This window comes from Flavobacterium sp. RSP15, from assembly GCF_003968755.1.
Classification (GTDB): Bacteria; Bacteroidota; Bacteroidia; order Flavobacteriales; family Flavobacteriaceae; genus Flavobacterium.
Window position 1 is genome coordinate 312,518 of the sequence record NZ_RYDL01000002.1, and the last position, 16,131, is coordinate 328,648.

17 protein-coding genes and 1 tRNA gene are annotated in these 16,131 nt (G+C 32.6%); 10 read left to right on the forward strand and 8 right to left on the reverse strand.

The window, feature by feature from the left end; translation table 11 throughout:
* Window positions 1–7 precede the first annotated feature (7 nt).
* Window positions 8–1,495: a GH3 family domain-containing protein gene (locus tag EKM00_RS03790; RefSeq protein WP_126515284.1), complete on the reverse strand. Its 1,488-nt coding sequence runs from the start codon at window positions 1,493–1,495 to the stop codon at window positions 8–10.
* Between the two features lie 67 nt (window positions 1,496–1,562).
* Window positions 1,563–2,084 (reverse strand): peptidase, encoded by a 522-nt coding sequence (locus tag EKM00_RS03795; protein WP_126515285.1) that lies wholly within the window; start codon window positions 2,082–2,084, stop codon window positions 1,563–1,565.
* Between the two features lie 214 nt (window positions 2,085–2,298).
* On the opposite strand from EKM00_RS03795, the gene tatA reads away from it, so the two are divergent.
* Window positions 2,299–2,472: a twin-arginine translocase TatA/TatE family subunit gene (gene tatA, locus EKM00_RS03800; protein WP_126515286.1), complete on the forward strand. Its 174-nt coding sequence runs from the start codon at window positions 2,299–2,301 to the stop codon at window positions 2,470–2,472.
* Window positions 2,473–2,511: 39 nt separating this feature from the next.
* Here the strand turns inward: tatA and EKM00_RS03805 are convergent, their stop codons facing one another.
* Window positions 2,512–4,635 (reverse strand): Tex family protein, encoded by a 2,124-nt coding sequence (locus EKM00_RS03805; protein ID WP_126515287.1) that lies wholly within the window; start codon window positions 4,633–4,635, stop codon window positions 2,512–2,514.
* A 64-nt stretch (window positions 4,636–4,699) separates the two neighbouring features.
* Between EKM00_RS03805 and EKM00_RS03810 the strand changes: the two genes are divergently transcribed.
* On the forward strand, window positions 4,700–4,978 hold the full coding sequence (locus EKM00_RS03810) for a DUF1294 domain-containing protein (protein WP_126515288.1): 279 nt from the start codon (window positions 4,700–4,702) through the stop codon (window positions 4,976–4,978).
* Here the strand turns inward: EKM00_RS03810 and rpiB are convergent.
* Window positions 4,975–5,403 (reverse strand): ribose 5-phosphate isomerase B, encoded by a 429-nt coding sequence (rpiB, locus tag EKM00_RS03815; protein ID WP_126515289.1) that lies wholly within the window; start codon window positions 5,401–5,403, stop codon window positions 4,975–4,977. The two genes, EKM00_RS03810 and rpiB, sit on opposite strands and share 4 nt — an antisense overlap.
* A 718-nt stretch (window positions 5,404–6,121) precedes the next feature.
* Entirely contained in the window at window positions 6,122–6,355 is a 234-nt protein-coding gene (locus EKM00_RS03820) for a DUF2007 domain-containing protein (protein WP_126454931.1), read from the reverse strand.
* Between the two features lie 108 nt (window positions 6,356–6,463).
* Here EKM00_RS03820 and rnr point away from each other — a divergent pair, with 108 nt between their 5' ends.
* Genes rnr through EKM00_RS03835 form a run of 3 tightly spaced genes read left to right on the forward strand, consistent with a single transcriptional unit; the run spans window position 6,464 to window position 10,121 of the window.
* Window positions 6,464–8,653, forward strand: a complete 2,190-nt coding sequence (gene rnr / locus EKM00_RS03825) for a ribonuclease R (RefSeq protein WP_126515290.1) — start codon at window positions 6,464–6,466, stop codon at window positions 8,651–8,653.
* A 5-nt stretch (window positions 8,654–8,658) separates the two neighbouring features.
* Window positions 8,659–9,402 (forward strand): head GIN domain-containing protein, encoded by a 744-nt coding sequence (locus EKM00_RS03830; RefSeq protein ID WP_126515291.1) that lies wholly within the window; start codon window positions 8,659–8,661, stop codon window positions 9,400–9,402.
* A 41-nt stretch (window positions 9,403–9,443) separates the two neighbouring features.
* Window positions 9,444–10,121 carry a LysE family translocator gene (locus tag EKM00_RS03835; RefSeq protein WP_126515292.1) on the forward strand — a complete coding sequence of 226 codons (678 nt, stop codon included), beginning with the start codon at window positions 9,444–9,446 and terminating at the stop codon, window positions 10,119–10,121.
* A gap of 373 nt (window positions 10,122–10,494) precedes the next feature.
* Here the strand turns inward: EKM00_RS03835 and EKM00_RS03840 are convergent.
* Window positions 10,495–10,565 (reverse strand) — tRNA-Cys (locus tag EKM00_RS03840).
* An 82-nt stretch (window positions 10,566–10,647) separates the two neighbouring features.
* Entirely contained in the window at window positions 10,648–11,007 is a 360-nt protein-coding gene (folB, locus tag EKM00_RS03845; RefSeq protein ID WP_126515293.1) for a dihydroneopterin aldolase, read from the reverse strand.
* A 125-nt stretch (window positions 11,008–11,132) separates the two neighbouring features.
* Here folB and EKM00_RS03850 point away from each other — a divergent pair, with 125 nt between their 5' ends.
* The 4 genes from EKM00_RS03850 (at window position 11,133) to EKM00_RS03865 (ending at window position 14,515) form a co-directional block, all read left to right on the forward strand.
* Entirely contained in the window at window positions 11,133–13,235 is a 2,103-nt protein-coding gene (locus EKM00_RS03850; protein WP_126515294.1) for a glutamine--tRNA ligase/YqeY domain fusion protein, read from the forward strand.
* A 305-nt stretch (window positions 13,236–13,540) separates the two neighbouring features.
* Window positions 13,541–13,870: a YtxH domain-containing protein gene (locus EKM00_RS03855; RefSeq protein WP_126515295.1), complete on the forward strand. Its 330-nt coding sequence runs from the start codon at window positions 13,541–13,543 to the stop codon at window positions 13,868–13,870.
* 39 nt (window positions 13,871–13,909) lie between these two features.
* Window positions 13,910–14,260 carry a competence protein gene (locus EKM00_RS03860; protein ID WP_126515296.1) on the forward strand — a complete coding sequence of 117 codons (351 nt, stop codon included), beginning with the start codon at window positions 13,910–13,912 and terminating at the stop codon, window positions 14,258–14,260.
* Between the two features lie 3 nt (window positions 14,261–14,263).
* Window positions 14,264–14,515: a DUF6327 family protein gene (locus EKM00_RS03865; RefSeq protein ID WP_126452308.1), complete on the forward strand. Its 252-nt coding sequence runs from the start codon at window positions 14,264–14,266 to the stop codon at window positions 14,513–14,515.
* A 30-nt stretch (window positions 14,516–14,545) separates the two neighbouring features.
* Here EKM00_RS03865 and EKM00_RS03870 read toward each other — a convergent pair whose 3' ends face one another.
* Entirely contained in the window at window positions 14,546–15,541 is a 996-nt protein-coding gene (locus EKM00_RS03870; RefSeq protein WP_233592232.1) for an SPFH domain-containing protein, read from the reverse strand.
* 340 nt (window positions 15,542–15,881) lie between these two features.
* On the opposite strand from EKM00_RS03870, the gene EKM00_RS14695 reads away from it, so the two are divergent.
* Window positions 15,882–16,019, forward strand: coding sequence for a hypothetical protein (locus EKM00_RS14695; RefSeq protein WP_158614876.1), 138 nt, complete (start codon window positions 15,882–15,884; stop codon window positions 16,017–16,019).
* Window positions 16,020–16,131: the final 112 nt, after the last annotated feature.

Sequence of the window (16,131 nt, forward strand, 5' to 3'; positions counted from 1 at the left end):
AAGATATTTATTTACTTCTTAACAAATCCACTATACTTCTATCATTGGAAAGCCTCGGGATTTTATTTTGTCCGCCCAGTTTGCCTATCGATTTCATATAGTCCTGAAAGCCATTTTTAGCCACTTTGGTAATCACCACTTTTCGCAACACTTTACCAACAATCAAATCATCATAATACATGTTTTGTTTTCGCATGGCATTGTCCAGCGCTTCCGCAAAAGATACGCTGTCTTCCGGTTCGTTTTCAAATTCAATACACCACTCATGATACGGCGATCCGTCTGCGGGAGTAATTTGTGGTGCTACAGTAAACTCATTGATGCGAATAGTGGTTCCAAGAATTGCTTCCTGCAGCGCACTTTCTACCTCTTTGCTAATTACATGCTCGCCAAAAGCCGAAATGTAATGTTTAATTCTTCCGGATACTATAATTCTATAGGGTTTTAAACTGGTAAACTGAACGGTATCGCCTAAATCATATCCCCAAAGTCCTGCATTAGTAGAAATGATTAAAACGTAATTGACGCCCAGTTCCACTTCACCAATCGTAAAACGTCTTGGATTTTCAGTATAAAATTCGTCCGATTTAATAAATTCATAAAAAATTCCCGAGTTTAAAAGTAGTAACATTCCTTTTTCTTTTTGTGAATCTTGGTACGCAAAAAAACCTTCCGAAGCCGGAAACAGCTCAATACTATCGACTTTCCTGCCTATCAAATTTTCAAATTTGGCACGGTACGGTTCATAATTTACACCGCCGTAAATAAACAAATTGAAGTTTTTGAAGATTTCCCCAACAGGCTTCCCTGCTTTTTGATGCAATTTCTCAAAATACATTTGCACCCAGGAAGGAATTCCAGAAATCACAGCCATGTTCTCGTTGATTGTTTCCTCCACAATTGCATTCACTTTAGTATCCCAGTCTTCAATGCAATTGGTTTCCCAAGAGGGCATTCGGTTTTTTTGTAAATATTTTGGAACAAAATGCGCTACAATTCCAGATAAACGACCAAATTTTATTCCATTATTCACCTCCAGAAGTGGGCTTCCCTGCAAGAAAATCATATTTCCATCTACAAAATCAGCGTTACCGGTTTCATGAATATAATGCAAAATAGCGTTTCTGGCTGCTGTAATGTGAAACGGCATGGATTCTTTTGTCAAAGGAATGTACTTAGCCCCAGATGTTGTTCCAGAAGTCTTGGCAAAATAAAGTGGCTTTCCTTTCCAAAGCACATCAACTAACCCCTTGACCGCCTTATCAATATAAGGCTTTAACCCTTCATAATCTCGAATAGGAACCTGATTCGTAAAATCATCGTAATTTTTAATTTGGTCAAAATGATGGTCTACGCCAAATTGGGTTTTCTTTGCGTCTTTTATTAATTGTAAAAAAACTTTTTTTTGAGTTTCAATAGGATCAGTAGACCAAGCTTGTGTGGTATTGTAAATTTTTTTTGCAAATAATTTTGCTGCAATTGATTTTATTGACATTTCTTCCTTCTGATTTTAATTGTTTGAGCCGCTGGGCGCACTCCATTTTATTGTAATAAAAACTATTTTACTTTACTGGAGGTTGACTCTTACCTTTGTTAGAGGATCGCAAGGAATTTACATTTTTCTCTTCCTGCGCAACCTGTTGCCTCAATTCTAATTCTTGTTTTGATGCAGACATATCAACCTGTGAAGGCGCTTCCTCTGTCTCCGCGAGTATTGAATCTTTATTGAATTTTGCATATTCTAATTCTCCGGTCAGCACTTTTTGAATCGATTGGATATAGGCTTCGTTTTGTTTTAATGCACGTGACAAAGAATCCGATTTTAAAGACAATTCCATTGCATCCTTTTTCAATTTTGAAGAAGAATAGCCCGGTATAAATTCTCGTAAAGGAGTGAATGCAATGATAAAGGTGGTGACAAATGTAATGATTATAGCGCCTAAAGTCGCTACCACAAAAACGTTCATTAGGGTAAGTTTCAATGAAAAAGTTTCTTCAAAAGTATCTTCGTTTAGTATGATTAAACGCCTTTTATTAAATAAATTTTCCTTTAATTTCTGTCTTTTTAATCCTTTGTCGGGCATCTTTTTTGATTATTTAACAAATATAACAATTATTGTCGTTGATTGTATTCGCTTTTCTAGGATCATATTTCTTAATCTTGCATTCGTTTTTAATAAATTTTTAACGTTTTTAAAATTAAAATAAATGAATTTAAATGAGTTTCTATTAATTAATTCTCTATACCTTTGCTGATAGGTTTATTACAAATTTGCTTCGGCAATAAATTATCGTATTATGAGTAGTATAGGTGTTACAGAAATCCTTATTATATTGGCGGTTGTTTTATTACTTTTTGGAGGTAAAAAAATCCCGGAACTGATGAAAGGCTTAGGAAGCGGAATCAAAGAATTCAAAAACGCAGCTAAAGAAGATCCGTCAGCTGATAAAAAAGAAGGAGAAACAAAATAAAAAAAGGCTTTTCATACTTGAAAAGCCTTTTTTTATGATTTAAATGACCATCGTCAACTGAATTCTCTTTCTTTCCTCATCTACTTCGGTCACTTTGACTTGAACATGTTGGTGCAATTTAACCACTTCATTTACATCACTAACAAAACCGGCTTTGAGTTGCGAGATGTGAACCAACCCGCTTTCTTTGACTCCAATATCCACAAAACAACCAAAATTAGTAATGTTATTGACAATTCCCGGCAAAATCATTCCTGTTTTTATATCTTTTATCATTTTTACATTCGGATCAAATTCAAATACTTTAGCTGATTGTCTGGGGTCTAATCCTGGTTTCTCTAATTCCTTGATAATGTCTTTCAATCCCAATAAACCTATTTCTGGTGTACTATAGTTTTCTGGTTTTATCAAAGCGATTTTCTCTTTGTTGGCAATCAAATCATGTACCGTCAATTTCAAATCTTTAGCCATTTTTTCTACAATTCCATAGGCTTCCGGATGAACCGCTGAATTATCCAATGGGTTTTTTGCATTCGAAATTCGGATAAAAGCAACGCCTTGTTGGTACGCTTTTTCACCCAAACGCGGTACTTTTTTAAGTTGTTTTCTATCTGTAAAAGGACCATTATCCGAGCGGTATTGTATTATATTTTCAGCCAGCTTCTCTCCTATTCCACTCACGTAACTCAATAAATGCTTGCTCGCAGTGTTTATGTTTATCCCAACTGAATTCACGCAACGAACCACTGTATTATCCAATTCTTCTTTCAACTTGTTTTGGTCCACATCATGTTGGTATTGGCCTACGCCAATGGCTTTCGGGTCAATTTTTACTAATTCGGCCAATGGATCACTTAGTCGTCTACCTATAGAAACCGAACCTCGAACGGTGACATCATAATTCGGAAATTCATCTCTAGCAATTTTTGAGGCAGAATACACCGATGCTCCCGCTTCTGAAACGATAAAAACCTGGACCGGTTTGTCGAAAGCTATTTTCTTGATGAAGAATTCGGTTTCACGTGAAGCCGTTCCGTTTCCTATTGAAATAGCATCAATTTTATACGAATTTACCATCGAACGAATTTTTTTCATCGCCATCGCTTCCTCTTTTTGAGGCGCATGCGGATAAATAGTTTCATTGTATAACAAATCTCCTTTTTCGTCCAAGCAAACAATTTTACATCCGCTTCTAAAACCGGGATCAATCGCCAGAATTCGTTTTTCACCCAACGGCGGCGCCAGTAATAACTGTCCAAGATTGTTCGCAAAAACCTGAATAGAATTGGCATCAGCCTTCACTTTAGCTTCTTGCAAAGTTTCATTTGAAATCGCCGGATTCAGCAATCGTTTGTAACTATCTTCGATAGCTAATTGAACGTGCGGTGTGGTTTTATTTTCACTTTTTAAAACTAACGCATCAATAATAACATACGCTTCATCAATATCAACTTCTACTTTAACCTTAATAAAACCTTCATTTTCGGCACGGAGCATGGCTAATAATCTGTGTGAAGGTGTTTTAGTCAACGGCTCAGACCAATCGAAATATTGATTAAATTTTTGTGCTTTTTCATCTTCTTTCTTTGTTTTTACCACTTTAGTCGTAATAATGGCTTTGCGTTCGTACAATCGTCGGAGTTGCTTTCGAACATAACTATTTTCATTAATCCATTCGGCAATAATATCTCTGGCGCCTTGCAGAGCTGCTGCTTGATTGCTTACTTTGTCGTTCAAATATTTTGTCGAAATAAAATTGACATCATCATTATTTTGCGCCATAATGATTTTAGCCAGAGGTTCTAATCCGTTTTCTCTAGCCACATCGGCTTTGGTTTTTTTCTTCTTTTTGAATGGCAGATAAAAATCCTCCAATTCCTGTAAATCGAAACTTTGTTGTATTTTTTTTTCTAATTCTGGACTGAGCACATTTTGTTCCTGAATCGATTTTAAAATCGCTTCTTTACGTTTTACAATCACTTCGTATTCTTTTTGAAGCTTTGCAATTTGTTCTATTTGTACCTCATCCAGATTTCCTGTTGTATCTTTTCGATAGCGAGAAATGAAAGGAATAGTACAATCTTCTTGTAACAATTGTACTGTTTTTTGAATGTTTATTGCTGCAGTGGCAACGACTTTTGATATGAATTGTATGTTGGTCATTTTAAATTTAAGATTATAAAATCATTTTGCTAAAATAGTATCTTTGAGTCAAAATTTCTTATTTATGTCTTTTTTATTCTGGTATTTTGCACTCATTAATTTGGTTACTTTTTCAATAATAGCAGTTGACAAACAGCTAGCTGTAAATCAAAAAAGACGCATTTCAGAACTTAATTTGTTGCTGCCAAGCGTTATTGGCGGTGCACTTGGTTCCGGGTTAGCAATGCTTTTATTTAGACATAAAACCTCAAAGGAAAGCTTCCTTTTGAGGTTTTACGCAATAATAGTAATTCAAATTTTAATCCTTTTTGGACTGTATAATTTTGGAATAATTAAATTCTAGCAAGAAATTTTATCTACTCTATTTTGGTGTCTTCCACCTTCAAATTCAGTACTTAAAAATGCTTCAACCATTTCTACTGCTTGTGGAATTGAAGTGTACCGAGCGGGAATACTAATAATATTAGCATCATTATGTTGACGAGCTAAAACTGCTATTTCTTTCATCCAGCATAAAGCCGCACGAATTTTAGATTGTTTATTGACTGTCATAGAAATTCCGTTGCCACTCCCGCAAATAACAATTCCAAAATCAGCTTTTCCCTCTGCAACATCTGTAGCAACAGGATGACCAAAATCTGGATAATCTACACTTGCTGCTGAATCTGTTCCGTAATTAGTTACTTCATGTCCTTTTGCTTGAAGCATTTCCACAATTGCTTTTTTGTATTCCGGACCTGCATGATCGTTTCCTATGGAGATTTTCATATACTATGTATTAAATAATGTTGTGCAAATTTAAATAAAGTAATCTATTCTGATGAATTAAATAAGTCCTATTTATTTGATAGATTCAATTTAAATATACCTTTAAAATTGAATTTAATAATTTATTTTGTAACTATCAGATTCTTATTCAATTAACGGTTATTAACAATTCCGTTTAATATATAAATAGCTGTAAATCAATATAAATTTTGTATTATAAATGTTAAAATATTACATTGTTAATAACGAAATACAATTGCTTGATATTCAGTTAACTTTAAATTAACATACAATGTTGATAACTTAAAATAGAATTTTAGAAGTATTTTTGGGTGCTATCTAAAAAATAAGTAATCCAAAACCCAGTTTTTAAATCCTAATTTAGTTTCCTTAATTTTTAGAATAGTTATTAATATTAAAAAGTGGGTTATCAACAAAATAGTATTGTGTGAGTTATTTACAAAACCACTAGTTTTTATATTATCAACCATTGTTAATTAAAATATAAAAAGACTTTATAATTAATACTTTATATATAAAAAAGAATGTTGATAAGTCCCAATAACATTTTTAAACTTAATTTAAACCTTTTTTAAAATAAATTTATTGCTACTATTAACAAGCTATAATAACAATCAAAAAATAATTTAAATTTAATTTTTCTTTTTATTTAAAATAATAGATGTTGACAACTTTCAAAAAAAGTACTGTTTTAGATTTAAACAATAGTCAGTTTTGTATTCAGGTTATCTAATAATTCCTGAACCTTTTCAAAATCATTAATGTGAACTTTAAGTTTAATTCCACCATAAGCAAAACTGCCAAATGGATCAATGGAAACCAACGTTTCATTTTCGAAAAAATAGTTGATTTTTTCCTGTTCTAATAAATGCTTTAGTACCACAATTTCATGTGAATAATTAAAGGTTCTAATTATTTTGAAATCTTCCATTTTTTCAATTTTTATAAAGATACGAAAGTTATTTTTTTAATAAATATAATCCGTAAAATCTGTAATATGATATCTTCTTTGTAATTTTAGACTTTTAAGAACCGATTTATGAGTAAAAGACTAAGAAAGCCGATAAAAAAAGAGAAAGATTTCTCTGAAAAAATACTAAAAATATTATCGCAAAGTGCTAATAAAGCATTCAATTATAAACAGATAGGATCAAAACTTGAGCTTGATGATACCGAAAGCAGAAATCAAATTATAAAGGATTTGAAGATTCTGGCTTCGCAAAACAAAATCATAGAATCAGAGCCGGGTAAATACTTAGTAAAAGCCGAAAGTAAGGAGTATTACGAGGGTAAAATTGATATGACAAGCCGCAAAACAGCTTATTTTGTTTGTGCTGAAATGGAAGAAGATGTTTTTATCCCAACTAATAATTTGAACCACGCTTTAGATAAAGATATTGTCAAAGTCTATGTCTACAATCGTAGAAAAGGGAAAAGACCAGAAGGTGAAGTGATTGAAGTACTTGAAAGAAATAAAACAGATTTTGTGGGCGTAATTGACATTCAAGCCAATTTTGCTTTTGTTTCTACTGCAAATCCAAAAATGTATACCGATATTTTTATTCCAAAGGATAAAATAGGCGAGGCCGAGCAAGGTGATGTAGTTTTGGTACACGTTGAAGATTGGCCGGCCAGAGCGGATAGTCCTTTTGGTTCCGTAATAAAAGTTTTAGGAAAACCAGGGGAACACGATACAGAAATTCATGCCATTCTTGCTGAATATGGTTTACCGTCAGAATTTCCTATTGAAGTAGAAACGTTTGCACAAAAAATTGATACCTCAATAGAAGAAAATGAAATTGCTAAACGTCGCGATATGCGAGATACGTTGACTTTTACGATTGATCCAAAAGATGCGAAGGATTTTGATGATGCACTTTCATTTAAAAAACTAGAAAATGGTAATTACGAAATTGGTATTCACATTGCTGATGTTTCCCATTATCTTCAGGAAGGAACAATCCTGGATGATGAAGCCTATCAAAGAGCGACATCAGTTTATTTAGTAGATCGAGTAGTTCCAATGTTACCCGAAGTATTATCAAACTTTGCGTGTTCGTTGCGACCAAATGAAGAAAAATATACGTTTTCGGCTATATTCGAAATTAACGAAACATCCGAGGTTATCAACCAATGGTTTGGTCGAACGGTAATTTACTCTGATCAACGTTTTGCGTATGAAGAAGCGCAGTACATCATAGAAACTAAAGATGATACAATTCCATCAGAAATTTCGATCACGGCAAGTTCGTATCAAGTTTCCAAAGAAATTGTCGCTGCGACGCTAAAAATGGATGAATTAGCTAAAATTCTTAGAAAAAGAAGAATGGCTGAAGGAGCTATTACTTTTGATAAAGTGGAAGTGAAATTTAATTTAGATGAAGCCGGTGAACCGCAAGGCGTTTATTTTAAAGTTTCGAAAGATGCCAATCATCTGATTGAAGAATTCATGCTTTTGGCCAACAGAAAAGTGGCAGAATACATTGGAAAACAAAAGAAAACGTTTATTTACAGAATTCACGATGAACCCAATGAGGATAAACTTTTTGCAATGCAAGCTGTTATTGCTAAGTTTGGACATAAAATTGATTTTAAACAAGGTTCTATTTCACAAGCTTTGAATAAATTAATGGAAGATGTAAATGGTAAAAAAGAACAAAATTTAATTGATACCCTTGCAATTAGAAGTATGAGTAAAGCTAAATATTCAACGGATAACATAGGACATTACGGTTTAGCTTTTGATTATTATTCACATTTTACATCACCAATTCGTCGTTATCCGGATGTGATGGTGCATCGTTTGTTGCAACATTATCTGGACGGAGGTAAATCAGTAGATGAAGAAACGTATGAAACAAAATGCGTTCATTCGTCCACAATGGAAGGTTTAGCAACTAATGCTGAACGTGATTCTATTAAGTACATGCAGGTCAAATACATGCAAGATCATCAGGACGAGGAATTTTTGGGTGTAATTTCCGGTGTGACAGAATGGGGAATTTATGTAGAAATTATCGAAAATAAATGTGAAGGAATGTGTAGAATCAGGGATATAAAAGACGATTATTACACCTTTGATGAAAAACAATATGCACTAACTGGTGCAACTTCTGGAAAATTGTTACAATTAGGAGATGAAATTTACGTTAAAGTAAAAAATGCTGATTTAGTTAAAAAACAACTGGATTTTAATTTTTTAAGAAGAATTGAAGAACCATTAAAATAAAAGAAATGAAATCAAAGATTCACGACACGAGTGCTAACGAACTGGCGAAGCAATACCAAAAAATAAATATTAGAAATAGGAGTAAAAAATTAGTGATTATTGCTTTTGTATTTTTAAGTCAAATAACAAATGCTCAGATAACCAGAAATTTAGGAGATTTTGATGAAGTAAAAGTATTTGATAAAATTAGTGTCAAATTAATTGCAGCCTCAGAAAACAAAATTATCATAACCGGTGCTCGCGCAGATGAAGTGGAAACGGTGAATAAAAACGGTGAATTAAAAATCAGAATGCCTTTCCCTAAATTATTATCTGGAGATGATATTAAAGTTAAGTTATATTTTAAAACTTTGCAGAGTATTGCTGTAAGCGAAGGAAGTTATGTATCAAGTGACTCTGATTTTAAACAAACAGTATTAGATTTGAATGCAAAATCCGGAGGTGAAATAAAGTTAGAAATTGATACTGAAAAACTAGTTATAAAAGCATTCGCTGGAGGAATAGTTTCAGTATCAGGAAGAGCCAAAAATCAAGATGTAACTATTACTTCTGGTGGAATTCTTAATGCTAAGGATTTACTGACTTCACAAACAACGATAAGCGTTGCTGCAGGTGGACAATCAGAAATTCATGCCTCAACCTTAGTGGATGCAAAAGTAAAAGCAGGTGGTTCTATTTTTATTTATGGAAAACCAAAACAGATTAATAAAAATGTTTTCATAGGTGGCACTATCTTAGAAAAGAATTAGTATTTTGGTTTACTTTTAATACTAATAAATTTAGATGTTTAATGATAAATGACATTCTAGCGGGTATTCCTTGGGGAATTTTTTTAAGTTTTATGATTGGTCCTGTTTTTTTTATTTTACTGGAAACAAGTATTATAAAAGGATTTAGGGCGGCTTTAGTATTTGATTTAGGCGTGATTTTAGGAGATATTATTTTTATAGGAATTGCTTATTTGGGAAGCTACCGGCTGATTCAAAGTTTAAAAGACCAACCGGCACTTTTTATTTTTGGAGGTGTGTTGATGCTTGCTTATGGTATAGTTTCTTTCCTGCAATTAAAAAAAGAAGAGAAAATAAATACAGATATTATAGATAAGGAAATAGTCAAAAAAAATTATTTAAGTCTTTTTATAAAAGGTTTTTTGTTAAATATTATCAATATAGGTGTACTTGGTTTTTGGTTGGCTATCATTATTTCAGTGGGGCCAAAACTAGAAATGCAAACATCCAGAATGATAACTTTTTTTATTGCAGTTATTGGAACGTATTTATTTATAGATTGTATCAAAATTGCATTAGCAAAACAGTTAAAAACAAAACTTACCCCTAATAACATTCTTACAATTAAAAAAGGAATTAGTATTGTAATGATGGTTTTTGGGATGGTTTTGATCACCCAAGGTTGGTTTCCGGAAGAAAAAGAATTAGTAAAAAAAGCATTTGATAAAATAGATAATTAAGTAATTTTTAATTTTATAAAACAGTAAAATCCTTAACTCTAATTGATTTAGATTCAGGGCTTTTTTTATTTTAAACACATAAGCCATTTAAGTTTATAGTCACTAAATTATTAACTGAAATTATTTTAAAACAATTAATAAATTAAGTTGCATAAATACTGTACACTTAATTTTTCTTAATTTCTTAATGGTTTAAAAATGAAAACTTCTTTAATTTTTCCTAAAAATTAGACATAAAAAAAACCTCCAAATTGCTTTGAAGGTTTTAGAGGCATTTCTCGAAGCTTCAGGACGGATTCGAACCCTATATTTATTTAATTTTTCTTAAAAATTAGACATAAAAAAAACCTCCAAATTGCTTTGAAGGTTTTAGAGGCATCGTCCGGATTCGAACCGGAGTAGGAGCTTTTGCAGAGCCCAGCCTAGCCACTCGGCCACGACGCCCTGTTGAAGGGACGGCAAAAGTACTCAAAAAGTTTAAAGTTTAAAAGTTTAAAGTTTAAAAGTTTTAAAAAATATTTTTAATTTAGCTTCTATATTCTTCCAATTCAATAGTAACTGCTTCAACATCACCACCAATAGGAGGGTTTAGTTTAGAAACCGCCACAATAATTCTGGAAATTTCCGGAATTTCTTCAAAGATTCGCGTTAAGATTCGGTGTGCCACATGTTCTAATAAGTCTGAACGAATCGCCATTTCTTCTACAACGATATGATTTAAGAGCACATAATCCACCGTGTCTTTCAAATCATCTGTAATACTGGATTTTCTCAAATCAGTCTTAACTTCTAAATTTACAATATAGTCTGACCCAATTTTTCCTTCCTCGATCAAGCAACCATGGTAGGAGTAGGTGCGGATATTTTTAAGTTTTATAATTCCCATTATTTTATTTTTTTGTGTAAAGCGTATAATGTAAAGAGGAATCGCTAATTTTTCAAAGGTTTCTATGGAAACTTTAAACCTTTAACCTCAAACTTTTTTTATCTTTGCTAAAATAAAACAAAAAAATGTCAACTGAAGAAAAATCGCTCCATTTTATAGAACAAATCATTGAAGACAGTTTATCTAACGGTTTTCCTAAAGATAAATTAAGTTTTCGTTTTCCGCCGGAGCCTAATGGCTATTTACATATTGGTCATGCTAAATCAATTTGCTTGAATTTTGGTTTAGGATTAAAGTACAATGCACCGGTTAACTTGCGTTTTGATGATACCAATCCTGCTAAAGAAGAGCAGGAATATGTAGACGCCATCAAAGAAGATTTAAAATGGTTGGGATTTGACTGGACCGAGGAATTGTATTCTTCTGATTATTTTCAGCAATTGTATGACTGGGCAATTTTGATGATTAAAAAGGGAAAAGCATATATAGACAGCCAATCCTCGGAAAAGATGGCATTGCAAAAAGGTACGCCAACACAAGCAGGTGTAGATGGGCCTTTCAGAAACCGTACGATAGAAGAAAATCTCATTTTATTTGAAGGAATGAAAAATGGAGATTTTCCGGAAGGAAGTCATGTTTTACGTGCGAAAATTGATATGGCATCTACTAATATGTTGATGCGAGATCCATTGATGTATCGTATTTTACACCGTCACCATCACAGGACAGGCAATCAATGGAATATTTATCCAATGTATGATTATGCACACGGAGAAAGCGATTATATCGAGCAAATTTCGCATTCTATTTGTACGCTTGAATTTGTAATGCACCGAGAATTATACAACTGGTTTTTAGACCAAATTTATGATGACTCAAAAGTACGACCACAACAATATGAATTTGCCCGTTTGAACTTGAACTACACGGTAATGAGCAAACGAAAACTGTTGCAATTAGTACAAGAAAATATTGTAAACGGTTGGGATGATCCTAGAATGCCAACAATTTCAGGATTGCGAAGAAGAGGATATACCGCAGCTTCTATTCGTAAGTTTTGTGATAGTATTGGTGTTGCCAAAAGAGAAAATATAATTGATTTTTCACTTTTGGAATTTTGCCTGCGTGAAGACTTGAATAAAACGGCTCCAAGAGTTATGGCGGTTTTAGATCCTATAAAATTAGTCATCACAAATTATCCGGATGACAAAGAAGAATGGCTTGATGCTGAAAACAATCAGGAAGATGAAAGTGCAGGATTGAGGAAAGTTCCTTTTTCAAGAGAATTATTTATTGAAAGAGAAGACTTTCTAGAAGAGGCTCCTGCCAAATTTTTCCGATTGAGCTTAGGAAGAGAAGTACGTCTTAAAAATGCCTATATTATTAAAGGGGAGCGTGTTGTAAAAGATGCTGCGGGTAATATTACTGAAATTCATGTAACGTATGATGAAGACAGCAGGAGCGGGAGCGGGAGCGAAGCCAGTCAACGAAAAGTGGCCGGAACCCTGCATTGGGTCTCTATACAACATGCTCTAGAGACGGAAGTTCGGCTCTATGATCGCTTGTTTATCGATGAAGCGCCAGACAGTCATAAAGAGAAAAATTTCCTGGAATTTATGAATCCTGGTTCGTTACAAATTGTAAAAGGATTTGTAGAACCAAGTTTGGCAACGGTACAATCCGGGGATAAATTTCAGTTTCAACGATTGGGTTACTTCAATGTGGATAAAGATTCAACTGAAGGCAAAATTGTCTTTAATAAAACCGTTGGATTAAAAGATGCTTGGGAAGAAAAAGGCAAAAAAGAAGAAAATTTATTGATGAACACGCAAAAAGAAATCAATAAATATGTAAAAGAAAAGGATGAAAACAATGCCAATTTGATTTTAAACAACATTGTGACTAATATAAAAAGTATAGATAATTACAGTTTAATTATTCAGACTATTGTCAAAAATATTAAGAATGATAATAACTCGTTATTGTTTTCTAATTTGATTTTACTGCATTCTGATAAGGTTAATATAAAAGATATTGACGAAGAGTCTTTAACAAAATTATATTCGATGTCATTGAAAAGCCAATTGGCAGCGGTTCGAATTTTAGTTATCGAAAACTTACAAAAGGACGGCGGTAATTTTAGTCTTTTTCAATCACAACTTTCAGAAATGAAAAATAATGAAAAAAACGATAAAGTGCTACAGGTATTAAATGATCTTACATTTTAAGAACATATTGCTAAAATAGAGTTTACCAATCAAAAATCCTCTTTTTAGAGGATTTTTGATTGGTATAGTAATTTTTTATAGAAATACTTTTTTTAATATTTTTATCCAATTGGGAACAACATCCATATATTGATTTTAAACGTCTTTTATAGCATAAACAACATCTTTTATAGAATTTAAAAAAACACACAAGAGCTTGCTTTTATTTGCTTTTGGTCTTGTATAACTACACTTTAACGAGTTGTTAACGGGTTGTTGTTTATAAATATGTATCTTTATAAAACGAACATATAAAAGTAAGAATCATGTCGAATAATACAGGAAATACAATATTGGCTCTTTTAACAGGTGTAGCCATTGGTGCAGGAATAGGAATTTTATTTGCTCCGGATAAAGGATCTAGAACTAGAGAAAAATTTAAAGATGGTTTTGAGGATGCTAAAAATGAATTAAAAAGCAGATTTGATAGTGCATCTTTAGAATTGAAAGATAAGTTTTCGCTTGCTAAGTATGATCTGGAAGGAACTTATGAGGAGCTGGTGTCTAATATGAGTCACAAGACGGATGATGTCATTTCTTTCTTAGAAGAAAAATTGGCGGAATTAAAATCTCAAAATGCCAAACTTCAAAAGTAATTTTGATTTAATTTATTATTAAAATCTAAAAATAAGTACATGGCTTTTGAAGAACTAAAAGAAAACACAGAAAATATTCAAGAACAGGCTAAAGAATATTTGGAAGCTACAGCTGCTTATTATAAGTTAAGAGGCTTTAAGCTTGCAATGAAATCAACGACAATGATCATAAAAATATCTTTGATTTTACTTTGCTTTAGTATGGTTTTATTGTTTTGTTCGGTTGCTGCAGCATTTGCAATTGGAATAGCTTTAGATAGTTATGCCTATGGGTTTTTAATAGTTGGTGGAATTTATCTTGTACTGACAATGCTTTTATTTACTATTAAAGATAGAATTATTGAAGGACCCATTTTAGAGAAATTTTCAGAAATCTTTTTTAACGACTAATTTATGGAAATCAAAAAATATTCATCCTATGCTCAAATTGAAAGAGAACTGGAAATTTTAAGGATTGAAAAAGAAATCAGTTATCAAAAATTAGCGTATGGTTTTCAAAAAACAAAAGATAGTATAACCCCCTCAAATATTGTGAGTGGTGTCATAGGATCATCCTTGAATGCATTTTCAGGTTCGTACGGGTCCATATTGACGATTATATTGCCATTTGTGATCAAGTGGATAAAAAAAATAAAAAGAGGCTGATTAGCCTCTTTTTTACAATTTAAATTTAATTTATTCTCCCGTTTCAGGAGTTTCAGGAGTTTCAGGAGTTTCCGGTAACGGATGATCTCTTTTGTTTTCTTTTCTTGCAACTTCTTTCCTATTAGTTTTTTTCATCATTTCACCCACTTGATTGGAAGCGCTAAACGAGGCAATCATATTATTAAGCATGTCACTTCCTGCTTGTGGAGAATTTGGTAATAAAATTAGATTTGAATTTGTGTCAGCACCAATAGCTTGCAGCGTATCATAATGTTGTGTTACTACAATCAGAGCCGAAGCTTCTTGTGAGTTGATACCAACTCTGTTCAAAACATCTACACTCTCTACCAAACCTTTGGCAATTTCTCTTCTTTGGTTCGCAATACCTTGTCCTTGTAATCGTTTGCTTTCGGCTTCGGCTTCGGCTTTAGCTACAATCCTAATTCTGGAGGCTTCGGCTTCAAATCCTGCAACAGTTTTTTCTCTATCGGCTGCATTAATTCTGTTCATCGCATTTTTCACTTGAATATCCGGATCGATATCCGTTACCAATGTATTGATAATCGTATAACCATACGTAGTCATGGCTTCATTCAATTCTCTTTTTACGGCAATGGCGATATCGTCTTTTCTTTCAAAAACATCATCCAGTCTTAACTTTGGAACTTCGGCACGAACCACATCAAACACATAAGACGTAATTTGATCGTGTGGATATTCCAGTTTGTAAAAAGCATCATAAACGGTTTCTTTGATAACCATAAATTGAACCGAAACTTTTAGTTTCACAAAAACATTGTCTTTGGTTTTTGTTTCAATTATAACGTCTAATTGCTGTATTTTAAGATTAACGCGACCTGCAATTCGGTCGATTAAAGGAATTTTTAGATGTAAACCTGATTGTCTAATGTTTAAAAACCTTCCAAATCGTTCTACTACTGCAGCCGTTTGCTGTTTGACAGTAAAAAAAGAGGAAAGTAAAATAAAAAATCCAACTACTAAGAGTACTATTAATGGAATGTTCATAATGTTTTTTTTAGTTAAATAAAGAGTTGACAATTTACAAAAAATCTTTAGGTTTGGCCTTGTAAATTTCAAATAATATAAGAAATATTTTGTTTGATTTAGTTTGTGTTTTCATTTCAATAAGTACTTTTGCCTAATACAAATAACAGGATTCCAATAGAGTAGGGATTAGTATTGGAGTCAACCAATTTGCCCTGAACACAAATAACTTTCAAACTAAACTTGAATTAAGTTAAAATGCGGGAATTTCTATGCGGGGAATTTTCTATAATAATTTGGACTTGGTGTATTCAATTTAGTTTAGCTAAAATAATTTTCTGTTGCTACGAAAACTTTGATTATGGCCCATGAAGATGTTACCTATAAATTGTCGTCAGCTCAAGTGTCTTTACAATTGAGTTACAGGCTTATTAAAAATCATTTGAGCATTGAATTTGGACCCGTGTTACAAGGAAAATGGAAAATTAAATACAAATAACACGGAGGAAAACAATTTTATTTGCGGAATAACTTTATTAGCTAAAGATATTCGGGAAATTTCAAATTTTAATTGTTATCCAATTGTTAGAATAACTTTTGGAATTCGTCAT

Excerpts from the sequence above, each read along its gene's own strand:
- EKM00_RS03790 (WP_126515284.1), bottom strand. The coding sequence starts at position 1,495 with ATGTCAATAAAATCAATTGCAGCAAAATTATTTGCAAAAAAAATTTAC.
- EKM00_RS03795 (WP_126515285.1), bottom strand. The coding sequence starts at position 2,084 with ATGCCCGACAAAGGATTAAAAAGACAGAAATTAAAGGAAAATTTATTT.
- tatA (WP_126515286.1), top strand. The coding sequence starts at position 2,299 with ATGAGTAGTATAGGTGTTACAGAAATCCTTATTATATTGGCGGTTGTT.
- EKM00_RS03805 (WP_126515287.1), bottom strand. The coding sequence starts at position 4,635 with ATGACCAACATACAATTCATATCAAAAGTCGTTGCCACTGCAGCAATA.
- EKM00_RS03810 (WP_126515288.1), top strand. The coding sequence starts at position 4,700 with ATGTCTTTTTTATTCTGGTATTTTGCACTCATTAATTTGGTTACTTTT.
- rpiB (WP_126515289.1), bottom strand. The coding sequence starts at position 5,403 with ATGAAAATCTCCATAGGAAACGATCATGCAGGTCCGGAATACAAAAAA.
- EKM00_RS03820 (WP_126454931.1), bottom strand. The coding sequence starts at position 6,355 with ATGGAAGATTTCAAAATAATTAGAACCTTTAATTATTCACATGAAATT.
- rnr (WP_126515290.1), top strand. The coding sequence starts at position 6,464 with ATGAGTAAAAGACTAAGAAAGCCGATAAAAAAAGAGAAAGATTTCTCT.
- EKM00_RS03830 (WP_126515291.1), top strand. The coding sequence starts at position 8,659 with ATGAAATCAAAGATTCACGACACGAGTGCTAACGAACTGGCGAAGCAA.
- EKM00_RS03835 (WP_126515292.1), top strand. The coding sequence starts at position 9,444 with ATGATAAATGACATTCTAGCGGGTATTCCTTGGGGAATTTTTTTAAGT.
- folB (WP_126515293.1), bottom strand. The coding sequence starts at position 11,007 with ATGGGAATTATAAAACTTAAAAATATCCGCACCTACTCCTACCATGGT.
- EKM00_RS03850 (WP_126515294.1), top strand. The coding sequence starts at position 11,133 with ATGTCAACTGAAGAAAAATCGCTCCATTTTATAGAACAAATCATTGAA.
- EKM00_RS03855 (WP_126515295.1), top strand. The coding sequence starts at position 13,541 with ATGTCGAATAATACAGGAAATACAATATTGGCTCTTTTAACAGGTGTA.
- EKM00_RS03860 (WP_126515296.1), top strand. The coding sequence starts at position 13,910 with ATGGCTTTTGAAGAACTAAAAGAAAACACAGAAAATATTCAAGAACAG.
- EKM00_RS03865 (WP_126452308.1), top strand. The coding sequence starts at position 14,264 with ATGGAAATCAAAAAATATTCATCCTATGCTCAAATTGAAAGAGAACTG.
- EKM00_RS03870 (WP_233592232.1), bottom strand. The coding sequence starts at position 15,541 with ATGAACATTCCATTAATAGTACTCTTAGTAGTTGGATTTTTTATTTTA.
- EKM00_RS14695 (WP_158614876.1), top strand. The coding sequence starts at position 15,882 with ATGGCCCATGAAGATGTTACCTATAAATTGTCGTCAGCTCAAGTGTCT.